The following is a 12,637-nucleotide window of genomic DNA, read 5'->3' on the forward strand; positions in this document are numbered from 1 at the left end:
GGTAGGGGACCGTCGTCACCGACGACGGGAGAGATCCGTGCCGCACGTCCACGCCCCGGGTGCGACGCCCCGACGCCCCCGCAGGGTCGTCGTCACGGGTGGAGCGGGCTTCCTCGGCAGCCACCTCTGCACCGCCCTCGTGGGGCACCGGGTGGAGGTCGTCGCCCTCGACGACTTCTCGACGGGCACCCCCGCCAACGTCGCCCACCTGCTCGACGACCCGTGCTTCCGCCTCGTGCGGTGCGACGTCACCGACTTCGTGCACGTCCCCGGACCGGTCGACCTCGTGCTGCACTTCGCCTCCCCGGCCTCACCGGCCGACTACCTGCGCATCCCGGTCCAGACCCTCAAGGTCGGATCCCTCGGCACGTGGCACGCGCTCGGCCTGGCGAAGGACAAGGGCGCCCGCTTCGTCCTCGCCTCGACGTCCGAGGTCTACGGGGACCCCCAGGTGCACCCCCAGCCCGAGCACTACTGGGGGCACGTCAACCCGATCGGCCCCCGCGGGGTCTACGACGAGGGCAAGCGCTTCGGCGAGGCCCTCGCCACGGCCTACCGCGAGCACGAGGGCGTCGACACCGGCATCGTGCGGATCTTCAACACGTACGGCCCCCGGATGCGGCCGCACGACGGGCGGGCCATCCCCACCTTCATCCGCCAGGCGCTGCGGGGCGAGCCGCTCACGGTCGCGGGCGACGGGTCGCAGACGCGCTCGGTGTGCTTCGTCGACGACCTCGTGGCCGGCATCCTCGCCTTCGCCGCGACGACCCACCCCGGCCCCGTCAACCTCGGGAACCCCGACGAGATGACGGTGCGCCGCATCGCGGAGGACGTCGTGCGTGCCACCGGCTCGTCGTCGGTCATCGAGACGGTCGAGCTGCCCGTCGACGACCCCCGGATGCGGCGCCCGGACACGACGCTGGCCGAGCGGCTGCTCGGGTGGCGACCCCGCGTGACGTGGCGCGAGGGGCTCGCCCGGACCGTCGAGTGGTGCCGTCAGGACCTCGCGGCATCCGCCGACGGCGAGGGGGCCTCCCTCGCGGCGGCCGGCCACGGCTGAGCGGCGACGCCGCGACGGCGCAGCACGGCTCGGGCCTCGTCGAGGACCTCGCGGACCGACAGGGCCTGCAACCGGGCGTCGAGCACCGGACCGTGGGGGTTCCCGGGAACCGGGGTCGCCTCGTCACCTCGCCACAGCACCCGGTGCACGTGGGGGTCGATCCGTGGCCCCCACAGCACCGGGGAGACCGGCCCGAACAGGGTGACCGACGGTGTCCCGAACGCCGTCGCGAGGTGGGCGACGCCGGTGTCGGCGCTGAGCACGAGGGCGGCCGTGCCGACGAGCTCGGCGAGGGCCGGGAGGTCGTCACGACCGCAGCGGTCCTCCAGGCCGGCCCCGGCGCCGGCCACGACGGCCGCGCACCGGCCCGCCTCGGGCGGTGTGCCGGTGACGACGACGGGGTGCCCGTCCCCGGCCAGGGCCGCTGCCACGGCCGCCCAGCGCTCGGCCGGCCAGCGGCGGGAGGCCGCCGCTGCGCCGGGGTGGACGACGACGTGCTCCCGGCGCGGGCCCTGCGCCGGCAGACGCAGCTCGTCGACGGACGGGGCCGACCCGGCCGAGCCCACGAGCCGGATCCAGCGGTCGACCTCGTGCTCGCCCGCCGACCACGGCGGACCGTCGACGTGCCCCGCCGCCGGGCACGCGAAGGCCACGAGTCGCGCGGGCTCGAGGCCGAGGAGCGCCCGGTGGCTCTGCGGTCCCCGGCCGTGGAGGTTGACCGCGACGTCGGGCCGGCTCCGTCCGCGCAGCCGCGCCGCGGCCTCCAGCCCGGGGACCTCCGCGACGTCGTCGACGACGTCGAGGTCGCACAGCCAGCGGGCGAGGAGGAGTGGCGCGGCGAGCGTCACCCGGGCGCCCGGCCAGGCGCGGCGCAGCCCGCGCAGGGCCGGGACGCTCGCGAGGAGGTCGCCGAGGCCGAGGGCCCGCAGGGCGAGCACCTCCGTCACGGCCAGGACGGCTCCTGCGACGAGGCGACGACGAGCTCGCGGACCTCGCACCCCCACGGCTGGAGCAGGGCCGTGAGCACCGTCGCGGCCACGTCGTCCGGGTCGTTGAGGGCGGCGTCGGGACCGGGCCGGTACTGCTCCGGGCGCCCGTCGAAGAAGCGGGTCCGCATGCCGCCCGGGACGAGGAGCGTCACCGCCACCTGCCCGGCGAGCTCGGCCGCGAGGGCCCGCGTGAAGCCGACGACACCGAACTTCGAGGCGCAGTAGGCCGTGGCATCGCCGACCGCCCTCAGCCCGAGCGTCGAGGCGACCGTCACGACGCGACCCCGTCGGGTCACGAGGTGCGGCAGGGCGGCGCGGACGACGGCCGCGGTGCCGAACAGGTTGACCCGCACGACGCGCTCCCAGTCCTCGGCCGGGACGCCCCCGAGGGGCCCGCAGGCGTCGGTGCCGGCCGCGGTCACGACGGCATCCGGAGGCCCGGCGACGTCGACGAGCCGCCCGACCGCCGCGGCGGCCGAGGCGGTGTCGGCGAGGTCGGCGACGACGAACGGCACCGAGTCGTCCTCCGGTTGTGCGAGGTCGATGACGGCGGGCCGGCCACCGGCCTTCGCCACGGCACGCACGACCGCGGCCCCGAGACCGCTCGAGCCTCCGGTGACGACGACGGTGCCGAGGGTGGTGGGCTGGACGAGGTGACTGGTCACGACGGGCCTCCGGTGCGGATGGAGTGCAGGACGGCCGTCGTCGACCGTCCGGCGAGGGTGGGCAGGATGACGACGCGACCGCCCCAGGACCGGACGACCGGCGCCTCGGGCAGCTCGGCAGCGGTGTAGTCGCCGCCCTTGACCCACACGTCGGGCCGCAGCCGGCGCAGCGCCGCCCGGGGGTCGTCGTCGTCGAACACGACGACGTCGTCGACGCACGACAGCCCGAGCAGCACCCGGGCCCGGTCGTGGACCGTCTGCACCGGGCGTCCCGGCCCCTTGAGCCGGTGGACGGACGCGTCGGAGTTGAGCATCACGACGAGCCGGTCGCCGAGCGCCCGGGCCTCCTCGAGCAGCTGGACGTGCCCGGCGTGCAGGAGGTCGAAGCAGCCGCCCGTCGCGACGAGCGTGCCGGTGGGCGCCTCGCCGCCGGGCCGGTCGGCGCGGGCCGGCGTCCCGGGCCGCAGCCCCCCGGCACCCCCCGAGGCGACGAAGGCGGTGGCCGCTTCCACGGCGTCCTCGACCGCCTCGAGGGCCGTACTTCCACGGGCGAGCGCGACGGCCGCCGCAGCGGCGAAGCGGTCGCCCGCCCCACAGCTGTCGCCGTCGACGGCGCAGGCGCGCACGAACGACGACCCCCCGCCCGGGGTCGCGACCCACGCACCGCGCTCCCCGCACGTCACCGCGACGGCACGCGCCGACCAGCGGCGCACGAGGTGCTCCGCGAGGAAGTCCCCGTCCGGGCCACGGGCCGCTGCCCGGTGCTGCGCCTCCGCCAGGTTGGGCGTGACGAGGGCACAGCCCGGGACCGGGTCGGCACCGCGTGGATGGGGGTCCCACACGACGGGGCGCACGAGGGCCCGGCCCGCCAGCACGGCGCGCAGCGGCTCGAGGCCGCTCGTCCCCGCCCCGTAGCAGGAGACGAGGACGACGTCGGCGCCCACGACGAGCTCGGCCACGCCGTCGGGCAGGCGCCCCTGCGGCCGCCCGGGACCACCCGTGTCGATCCGGGCGATCGACTGCCCACCGGCCCGCAGCCGGGTCTTGACCCGGGTGGCGCCCTCGTGGGGCAGCGGGACGACGTCGACGCCGGCGCCGTCGAGGAGGCTGCGCAGCTCGACGGCCTCGGCGTCGCCGGAGAGCGGGGTCACGAGCGTCGTCCGGGCGTCGGCGGCGGCGAGGACTGCGGCGAGGCCGGCCCCCCCGGGTCGGGCGCGGGTGCCCTCGACGTCGACGACCGGTGCCGGGGCGTCCGGGCACAGCCTCTCGACCCGGCCGACGACGTCCCGGTCGAGGAGCGTGTCGCCGACGACGACGACGTGCGGGCGCCGGCTCACGACGCCTGCCGGCACACCGGGCCGGCCTCCATGAGCCCCCGCGAGGTCAGCGCACCGTCGAGCGCCGCGCACAGGGCGTGGATCGCGACGAGCTGCACCTCCTGCACGGCGGCCGTGCTCGGGGCGTCGACGACGAGCGCCTCGTCCGCGAGGGCGGCGAGGGGGTTGGGGGCGGGGCCCGTCATCGCCCAGACGTGGAGGCCGAGCTGGCTCCCTCGCTTCGCCGCGTGGAGCACGTTGCTGCTCGACCCGCTCGTGGACAGCAGCACGAGGACGTCGCCGGGACGTCCGTGCGCCTCGACCTGGCGGGCGAAGACCTCGTCGGGGCCGTAGTCGTTGAGGATCGCCGTGAGGCTCGACGTCTCGGCGGACAGCGACAGGCCGGACAGCGGGCGTCGGTCGGTGCACCAGCGACCGACGAGCTCGGCGGTGAGGTGCTGCGCCTCGGCGGCGCTGCCCCCGTTGCCGGCCGCGAGGAGCCTGCCGCCGCCGACGAGGACCGTGGCCAGCCGCTCGCCCCAGGCCCGGAGCAGGGCCGCCTGCCGGCGCAGCGAGGCCAAGGCGGTCTCGAGCTCCCCGGTGTGCTCGTCGACCCAGTCGGGGGCGGCGGCGCCACCCGCGCCCACGCCCCGCGCCACGGCATCGAGGACCTCCTCGGTGCGGCTCGAGACGACCGACCAGTCGAACAGGTCGACGGCCCGGGTCCGGGCGCGCCGCCCCAGCTCGGCCGCGAGGGAGGCGTCGTCGAGGATGCCGCGCACGGCGCCCGCGACGGCGGGCGCGTCGCGGGGCGGCACGAGGCGGCCCGTCACCCCGTCCTCGACGGAGTCGAGCAGGCCTCCCACCGCCGAGCCCACGAGGGGACGGGCGCAGGCGGCGGCCTCGAGCGGGGTGATGCCGAACGGCTCGTACCACGGCACGGCGAGCACGACGTCGGCGGAGCGGTAGATCGCGGGCATCGCCTCGTGGGGGTGCTGGCCGACGAGGAACAGGCGGTCCGAGACCCCGAGCCGGTCCGCGAGGTCGAGGAGGCGGCGGGCCTCCGGGTCGTCGTGCAGTGCACCCGCCGGGGGGCCCCCGACGACGACGAGCTCGACGTCGTCGAGGAGCGCGAGCGCGCGGACGGCGAGGTCGAACCCCTTGCGCTCGACGAGCCGGCCCACGGCCAGCAGCCGGGGCCGTACCGCCGGTGGCACGCCCGGGGGGAGGGCGTCGGACCGGTCCGGGGTGAAGTGGCCCGTGTCGACGCCGCACGGGACGACGTGGACGTGGTCGGTCGGCACGCCGAGGGCCCGCAGCTCGTCGACCTCGTCGCGGCACGTGGCGATGACGGCGTCGGCCTCGCGTGCCACCCGGCGCTCGAGCTCGATGCGCTGCGCGGGGCTCGTGTCGGCCGCTCCCTGGTGCCGCCGCTTGACGCTGCCGAGGGCGTGGAAGGTCTGGACGACGGGCACCCCGCGACGGCGGCCGGCCCGCACGGCCGCGAGACCGGACATCCAGAAGTGGGCGTGGACGACGTCCGGGTCGCCGTGCCGCTCCCAGTGGGCGGCCATCCAGTCGGCGAAGTCGTCCATGAGCGGCAGGAGCTCGTCCTTGGGGACGTGGACGGCCGGTCCCACCGGCACGTGGACGACGACGACGCCCGGGTCGAGCTCCACCCGGTCGGGCAGGCCCGGGTCCTCGCGCCGGGTGTAGACGCTCACGTCGTGCCCGAGGCGGGCCAGCCCCGCGGCCAGCTGCGCGACGTGGACGTTCTGTCCCCCGGCGTCGGCCTCGCCGAGCGCGGCGAGGGGGCTCGCGTGCTCGGACACCATCGCGATCTTCACGGTGTCACCTCCTTGAGGACGCGGTCCCAGTCGAGGAGGAACCGGGTGAGGGAGTGGCGACGCAGGGCGTGGGCCCTGGCCTCGAGACCGCGGGCGCGGGCCTCGTCGGGGTCCGCGAGGAGCCGCCTCGCCATGGCGCGCAGCGCGAGGACGTCGTTCGTGACGAGCCCGGCGGCAGCCGGCACGGCCTCGGGCGCCTCGGTCGTCGACAGGGCGAGCACCGGCATCCCGAGGGTCATCGCCTCGAGGAGCGCCAGGCCGAGGCTCGTCCAGCGGTAGGGGTGGAGGTACGCGCGGTGCCGGGCCATGGCGCGGTGCAGCTGCGCCTGGTCGAGGTCGTGGCACCGGCTGCGGTCGAGGCCGGGGATGCCGCGTTCCTCGGCGAGCGCCCCGAGGCCGTCGGCGGCCATGCCGTAGACCGAGACCGGGACCGTCCTCGCGAGGTCGAGGACGAGGTCGCTCCCCGCGACCCGCCACCGCCGGACCGGCTCGTTGACCGCGACGCACAGTGACGGGTCGGTGCCCTCGTACCGCAGCCCGGGGTCGGGGATGCCGTGCTCGACGACCGTCGTGGGGCGGTCGCCACAGTCCCAGGCCATCGCGTTGAAGTGGGTCACGTGGACGACGGGCACGCCGGCGAGCAGCGGGTCGCGCAGGACGTGGTGCTCGGTCGCGACGGCGTGGCCGGCCGGGGTGTTGTGCTCGAGGTAGACCGCGGGCAGGTCCCGGCCGACCCGGCGCCCGGTCCAGCGCTCGACGAGCGCGGCCTCGTGCGGACGCTGCAGCACGACGACGTCGAGGTGCTCCTCGCGCAGCCGGTCGACCGCGACCTCGCGGGCGGAGGCCGGCCAGTCCCACGTGCGGGCCCGGCCCCTGCCGTCGGGGCCGCGGTCGGGCAGCACCGGGAGGACGTAGTCGTGGCCGCCGCGCACGAAGGACGTGAGGTAGGAGCCGTGGACGTGCCACACGAGGATCCTCACGACGCCCTCCCGACGGCGGCGCCGACGAGGGACCCGACGGCCCGCACGACGTCGTCACCGGTGACGCCCGAGACGCACGGGTGGCCCGCGACGGGGCACTGGCGGGCGCGGGTGGCCCGGCAGGCGGCGCCCTGGTCGCCGAGCACGACGGTCGGGACACCCCACGGGGCCCAGCGCCCGGCCGGGACGACCGGGGCGAAGACGCTCACGACGGGGGTGCCGACCGCCGCGGCGAGGTGCGCCGGGCCGGTGTTGCCGACGACGACGGCGGCGGCGTCGGCGAGCACCCCCGCGAGCTCGGGGAACGTCGTCCGCCCGGTGAGGTCGGTCCCGCCGAGTGGCGTGACCCGCCGCCCGACGTCCTGCTCCCCCGGTCCGCCGGTCACGACGACGTGCCAGCCGGCGGCCGCGAGGGCCTGGGCGTGCTCCGCCGCCCGGTCCGCCCCGATCGCGCGGGCGGGCACCGAGGCCGTGGGGTGCACGACGACGTACCCGGTGCCGAGGTGCCGGCCCCGGGGACGGCGCCACCCGGTGACCCGGAGCGCGCCGTCGTCCCCTGGGACCGGTGCGTAGCCGGCCGCCTCGACGAGGGCGCACATCGCCTCGACCTCGTGGCCCCCGCCCTCGCCGGCGTCGTCCCCCTCGGGCAGGCGGCGGTGGCGCACGTCGAGGAGCGAGCCGGGGGCGCAGTCGCTCGTGCCGACGACGCGCGGCACGCCGGCCCACTTGGCGAGCAGGGCCATCGGCAGCGGGCTCTGGTGGAAGCTCGTGAACACGACGGCCTCGTCGTAGCGGCCGACGCGCAGGCGGTGCAGCAACCCGTCGAGCGCCTCGGGGTCGGCGGGCGCGGGGTCGGCGCCGGCCCACGGCACCTCGGCGACGTGGACCCGGCCGACCCCCGGCAGCAGGGCGGCGGCCGCGGCCCCGGCAGGTGAGACGAGCAGGTCGACCGCTGCCGCGCCCCCCCGGAGGCGGCGCACGGCGGGGCCGGCGAGGAGCACGTCGCCGTCGCTGTCGAGGCGCACGGCGAGCACCCTGCGGTGGGTCGGGTCAGCCACGGCACCACCCGAGGACGAGGTCGACCGCGCGCGGCAGGTCCGGGGCCACGACCGGGGCCGCGGCCACCTCCTCCGCCCGGGTCGTCGCCGTGGGCACGAGCACCGAGCGGGCACCCGCGGCCCGGGCGGCCTCGACGTCCGCGCCGATGTCCCCGACGACGACGCACTCCTCGGCACCGACGCCGAGCGCCGACGCAGCGGCGTGCACGAGCCCGGGCCCGGGCTTGCGGCACGCGCAGCCGTCCTCGGGCACGTGGGGGCACACCTGCCACGTCTGGACCGGTCCGACGGCGCGCTCGACGGCCGCGTTGACGGCATCCACCTGCTCCGGTCGCAGGAGCCCGCGACCCACCCCGGACTGGTTGCTCACGACCCCGAGGCGCAGGCCGGCGGAACGGAGGCGGTCCAGGGCCTCCCGGGCCCCGTCGACCGGCGCGACCGCGTCCGGGTCGCCGTTGTAGGGCACGTCGTGCACGAGCGTGCCGTCCCGGTCGAGCAGGACGGCACGCGGCCGCGGGGGCCACGGGGAGGCCGCGCGGTGGCGCCACCAGCCACGCGCCCGGTGCCACACGGCGACGGGCGGGATGGCCGCGCTCGTCCAGGCCATCGTGGCGACCTCGGCGGCGGTGCGCGGCCCGGGCACGATCCGGCGGCGCGCCAGGTCGCCGACGAGGGCGACGGATGCCGTGGCGCCGGCGAGCGCGAGCCGGCGCAGCACCGCCGACCGTCCGGTCGGGTCGGTCGGGGCGCTCGCCACGGCCGCCGCCGCGGCGGCGACGGTGCTGCCGATCGCCGCGGTCGTCGCGACGTGCCACGGCAGGCGCCCGTGGCCGGTCTCGGCGACCTCCCGCCAGCGCGGGCCGTGGAGCCGGCGCATGAGGGCGTCGTCGGCGTTGCCCCGCTGCACCCGCACGCTGACCGACCGGTCGGCGGTCCGGACCGGGTGGTGCACGACCCGGTCACCGCGCACGAGGAGCCAGCCCGCCCGACGCACCCGCACCGCCAGGTCGGCGTCCTCGCGGTAGGCCCGCGGGAAGCGCTCGTCGAAGCCGTCCACCGCGAGCAGCGCCGCGCGCCGGTAGGCCATGTCGGCGGTCGCCCAGTGGGCGGTCTCGAGGCCTGCGGTCGCGCGCTCCCAGTCGGTGGGGCGTCGCCCGGCGGGTCGGGGGACGTGGATGCGCCCCTGGCTCCCGCCGACCGCGGGGTCGAGCCCCTCGAGGTCGGCGGCGAGCGCCGCGCACCAGCCGTCGGGGAGCACGACGTCGTCGTCGAGGAAGGCGACCCACTCGGCCGTCGTGACCCGCCACCCGAGGTTGCGGGCGGCCGCAGGGCCGTGGCCCCACCCGCGCAGCACGCGGACGGGGACGGGCGTCCGGCCCGGCGGGGGCTCGGGGCGCGGGAGCGGGCCCGCCGTGCCCGGTGGCCGGTCGTCGACGAGGACGACCTCGTCCGGCAGCGGCCCGTCCTGGCGCAGCAGCCCGTCGACGAGCGCGCCCACGGAGGGCCGTCCCACGGTCGGGACGACGACGGCGTACCGCAGGCCGGTGGGCGTCACGGCCGGCCGTCCTGGCCGAACAGGCTCGCGCGGCGCACGAGGTGGGGGCCCATGACGAGGGCGTCCACCGGCGCGGAGCCGAAGAGCTCGAGGGCCTCCCGCGGCTCGTCGACCATGGGCCGCCCCGCGGTGTTCAGGCTCGTGTTGACGACGACGGGGAGCCCGGTGCGGCGTTCGAAGGCCCGCAGGAGTGCGGCCACCCGGGGGTTCGAGTCGTCGTCGACCGTCTGGACGCGCGCTGTGCCGTCGACGTGGACGACGGCGGGGATCCGATCGCGCCATGCGTCGGCGACCCGGTGGACGAAGAGCATGTAGGGGCTCGGCAGCGGCCCCTCGTCGAAGATCTCCGCGGCCCGGTCCGCGAGCACCATCGGCGCCACCGGTCGGAACTGCTCCCGTCCCTTGACCTCGTTGAGGCGCTCGAGGTTCGCCGGGTTGCCGGGGTGCGCGAGGAGCGAGCGGTGGCCGAGGGCGCGCGGCCCGAACTCGCTCCGCCCGTCGAACCAGGCGACGACGCCGTCGGCCGCCAGCACGTCGGCGACCTCGGCGGCGAGGTCGTCCGGGGTGGTGAACGGCACCGCCGCCCGCCGCAGCCGTGCCGCGAGCGCGGTGTCGTCCCAGCCGCGGCCGAGGGCGGCGGTGGTGAAGGGCTCCGGCAGGGTGCCGGCCCGCGCGTGGGCGTGCAGCGCGGCGCCGAGCGCGGTGCCGGCGTCACCGGCGGCGGGCTGCACCCACACGTCCTCGAAGGCCGTCTCCCGCCAGATCCGGCTGTTCGCGACGCAGTTCAGGGCGGTCCCCCCGGCCATGGTGAGCACCCGGTCACCCGTGCGGTCGTGCAGCCACGTCGCGAGCTCGACGAGGACCTCCTCGAGGCGCGCCTGGACCGAGCAGGCGAGGTCGGCGTACACGGGCGGCCAGTCCTCCTCGCCGCCGGCGCGCCTCGGGGCGAAGCGGGTCCAGTCGGGGATCGGCGCTTCGAACCCCCCGTCGGGCGTGGCGCGCACGAGCTCGCGCAGCGCGTCGAGGTGCACCGGCCGGCCGTACGACGCGAGGGCCATGACCTTGAACTCGTCGCTCGAGCGGAGGAACCCCAGGTGGTCGGTGAGCGACTCGTAGAGCAGCCCGAGCGAGTGCGGGAGGGCCTGGGCGGCGAGGACGTCGACCTGCCCGGCCTCGACGTGCCCCGCGAGGTGGCTCGTCGCCTCGCCGCGCCCGTCGAGGACGAGCACGCTCACCGGCCGACCGGGTGCGCCCGAGGGGACGGCGAGCGCGGCCGACGCGGCGTGGGCCACGTGGTGCGGGACGAACTGGACCTGCTCGGCGTCCAGGCCCGGGAGGGCCGTGGCGAGGAAGCCGGGCACCGACTCGGCGTACATGAGCCGCAGCGGGTCCCACGGGTCGTCGAGCCCCATGTCCTCCGCCGGCTTCGCGAGCGCCGGGTCGAAGGAGTAGGCGACGGCGTCGAGGTCGCCCGGCCGCAGCCCGGCCTCCTCGAGGCACCAGCGCATCGCGCCCTCGGGCAGCTCCCAGGCCGCGAACGGCACCGGGCGCTTGCCGTGCTTGCGCCGGGAGAACCGCTCCTCCTCGGCAGCCGCCACGACCCGCCCGTCGACGACGAGCGCGGCCGACGGGTCGTGGAACAGGGCGTTGACTCCCAGGACTCGCATACCGCTGCCCCTACCCGCGAGAACCGCTTCTCACTCACCGGGTGTTTCGGCGCAGCCGCCACGGGGCATGCCCTGTCCATGACGACGACGAGCGACCGACGGCCCCCCGACGGGGTCCACCGCACCGACGTTGCCGCCGGCGAGGTGGCGGATGCCGTCGAGCTGGCCCGGGCGGCCGCGGCCGCGTGGCGGGCCACGGCTGCGAGCCGTCGAGCCGGCCTCCTGCGCGAGGCGGCGGCGGCGGTCCGCGACGTGCACGAGGAGCTGGGCGGCATCCTCTGCCTCACGACGGGCCGCCTCCTGCGCGAGGCCCGGGCGTCGGCCGCGGTGGCCGCGGACCTGCTCGAGGAGGCCGCGGTCACCGGCCTCGCGGGGGGCCGGGCGCTCGCCGGGGACCCGGGTGCCGTCGACCTCGTGCGGCGGGAGCCACGCGGGGTGGTCGCCGCCATCACCCCGTGGAACGACCCGTACCCGGCGGCGGCCGGGCTGATCGCCGCGGCCCTCGTGACCGGGAACACGGTCGTGCACAAGCCGTCCGAGCGCAGCGCGGACCCCGGCCGCCGGTTGACCGAGGTCGTCTCCGCCGTCCTGCCCGAGGGCGTCCTCGTGCACGTCGGCGGCGACGCCGACGCGGGGCGGGCCCTGGCCCGGCACCCGCTCGTCGACCTCGTCGCGCACATCGGCAGCAGCGAGGCGGGAGCCTCGGTGCGCACGGCGTGCGCCGGCAGGGGGGCCGTGAGCATCACCGAGAACGGCGGCAAGGACCCGCTCGTCGTGGATGCCGGTGTCGACCCGCGGTGGGCGGCCCGACAGGTCGCTGTCGGCGCGTTCACCAACGCCGGTCAGCTGTGCACCTCGGTCGAGCGGGTCTACCTCCACGCCGACGTGGCGGACGACGTCGTGCGCGAGCTCGTCCGCCTCGCCCGGGGTTACCGCCTCGGCCACCCCGCGGACGACACGACGACGCTGCCGCCCCTCGTGGACGAGCGAGCCGTCGAGGCCGTTCACGGCCACGTCCGGGACGCCGTCGAGCGCGGCGCCCGGCTGCTCACGGGTGGCGAGCCGGACCCCGTCGTCCCCGCGGGCTACCCCGCGACGGTGCTCGTCGACTGCACCGACGACATGCTCGTCATGACCCGGGAGACCTTCGGCCCGGTGGCCCCGGTCGTCGTCGTCGGCTCGTGGGACGAGGGGCTGGAGCGGGCGGCCGGCGGCGCCTACGGGCTGGCCGCGACCGTGCTGACGACCGACACCCGGCACGCGCTCGAGGCCGCGGAGCGCCTCGACGTCGGCACCGTCAAGGTCAATGCCGTGTTCGGCGGTGCGCCCGGGGGCTCCGCCGACCCGCGAGGGCTGAGCGGACGGGGGGTCGGCTTCGGCCCCGACCTGCTGCGCGAGATGACGGTGCTCAAGACGGTCCACCTCGAGCCCGCCAAGGCGCTGGCCGACGACGAGACCGGGCACCTCGTGGAGTCGATCTCGACGGAGTGAGCCGACCCG

General features: G+C 77.4%; 10 protein-coding genes and 1 pseudogene. 2 read left to right on the plus strand and 9 right to left on the minus strand.

Annotated features, from left to right (window positions below; genetic code table 11):
- Positions 1-37: 37 nt before the first annotated feature.
- Positions 38-1,060 carry a UDP-glucuronic acid decarboxylase family protein gene (locus tag ABD899_RS08495; RefSeq protein ID WP_345204612.1) on the plus strand — a complete coding sequence of 341 codons (1,023 nt, stop codon included), beginning with the start codon at positions 38-40 and terminating at the stop codon, positions 1,058-1,060.
- Here ABD899_RS08495 and ABD899_RS08500 read toward each other — a convergent pair.
- The 9 genes and pseudogenes from ABD899_RS08500 to ABD899_RS08535 form a co-directional block, all read right to left on the minus strand.
- Positions 997-2,007, minus strand: a complete 1,011-nt coding sequence (locus tag ABD899_RS08500; protein WP_345204615.1) for a glycosyltransferase family 9 protein — start codon at positions 2,005-2,007, stop codon at positions 997-999. The genes ABD899_RS08495 and ABD899_RS08500 overlap by 64 nt on opposite strands.
- Positions 2,004-2,714 carry an SDR family oxidoreductase gene (locus tag ABD899_RS08505; RefSeq protein ID WP_345204617.1) on the minus strand — a complete coding sequence of 237 codons (711 nt, stop codon included), beginning with the start codon at positions 2,712-2,714 and terminating at the stop codon, positions 2,004-2,006. The genes ABD899_RS08500 and ABD899_RS08505 overlap by 4 nt, the downstream gene beginning before the upstream one ends.
- Positions 2,711-4,051 (minus strand): PfkB family carbohydrate kinase, encoded by a 1,341-nt coding sequence (locus ABD899_RS08510; RefSeq protein WP_345204620.1) that lies wholly within the window; start codon positions 4,049-4,051, stop codon positions 2,711-2,713. The genes ABD899_RS08505 and ABD899_RS08510 overlap by 4 nt, the downstream gene beginning before the upstream one ends.
- Positions 4,048-4,677 (minus strand): D-sedoheptulose-7-phosphate isomerase, encoded by a 630-nt coding sequence (locus tag ABD899_RS18915; RefSeq protein ID WP_425474955.1) that lies wholly within the window; start codon positions 4,675-4,677, stop codon positions 4,048-4,050. Before ABD899_RS18915 ends, ABD899_RS08510 begins: the two co-directional genes overlap by 4 nt.
- A pseudogene (locus tag ABD899_RS08515) lies at positions 4,660-5,877 on the minus strand (glycosyltransferase); the annotation flags it as partial. The gene ABD899_RS18915 and the pseudogene ABD899_RS08515, both read right to left, overlap by 18 nt.
- Positions 5,874-6,857 (minus strand): glycosyltransferase, encoded by a 984-nt coding sequence (locus tag ABD899_RS08520; protein ID WP_345204624.1) that lies wholly within the window; start codon positions 6,855-6,857, stop codon positions 5,874-5,876. The gene ABD899_RS08520 and the pseudogene ABD899_RS08515, both read right to left, overlap by 4 nt.
- The gene (locus ABD899_RS08525) at positions 6,854-7,915 is read right to left on the minus strand and encodes a glycosyltransferase family 9 protein (protein WP_345204627.1); all 1,062 of its coding nucleotides are present in this window, start codon (positions 7,913-7,915) and stop codon (positions 6,854-6,856) included. The genes ABD899_RS08520 and ABD899_RS08525 overlap by 4 nt, the downstream gene beginning before the upstream one ends.
- Positions 7,908-9,470, minus strand: coding sequence for an HAD-IIIA family hydrolase (locus tag ABD899_RS08530; RefSeq protein ID WP_345204630.1), 1,563 nt, complete (start codon positions 9,468-9,470; stop codon positions 7,908-7,910). Before ABD899_RS08530 ends, ABD899_RS08525 begins: the two co-directional genes overlap by 8 nt.
- Positions 9,467-11,137, minus strand: a complete 1,671-nt coding sequence (locus ABD899_RS08535) for a carbamoyltransferase family protein (RefSeq protein ID WP_345204633.1) — start codon at positions 11,135-11,137, stop codon at positions 9,467-9,469. The genes ABD899_RS08530 and ABD899_RS08535 overlap by 4 nt, the downstream gene beginning before the upstream one ends.
- A gap of 78 nt (positions 11,138-11,215) precedes the next feature.
- On the opposite strand from ABD899_RS08535, the gene ABD899_RS08540 reads away from it, so the two are divergent.
- Positions 11,216-12,628 carry an aldehyde dehydrogenase family protein gene (locus ABD899_RS08540; RefSeq protein ID WP_345204636.1) on the plus strand — a complete coding sequence of 471 codons (1,413 nt, stop codon included), beginning with the start codon at positions 11,216-11,218 and terminating at the stop codon, positions 12,626-12,628.
- The last annotated feature ends 9 nt before the right edge of the window (positions 12,629-12,637 follow it).

Origin of the sequence: Fodinibacter luteus, assembly GCF_039541575.1 — a bacterium.
Taxonomy (GTDB): domain Bacteria; phylum Actinomycetota; class Actinomycetes; order Actinomycetales; family Dermatophilaceae; genus Fodinibacter; species Fodinibacter luteus.

Excerpts from the sequence above, each read along its gene's own strand:
- ABD899_RS08535 (WP_345204633.1), bottom strand. The coding sequence starts at position 11,137 with ATGCGAGTCCTGGGAGTCAACGCCCTGTTCCACGACCCGTCGGCCGCG.
- ABD899_RS08540 (WP_345204636.1), top strand. The coding sequence starts at position 11,216 with ATGACGACGACGAGCGACCGACGGCCCCCCGACGGGGTCCACCGCACC.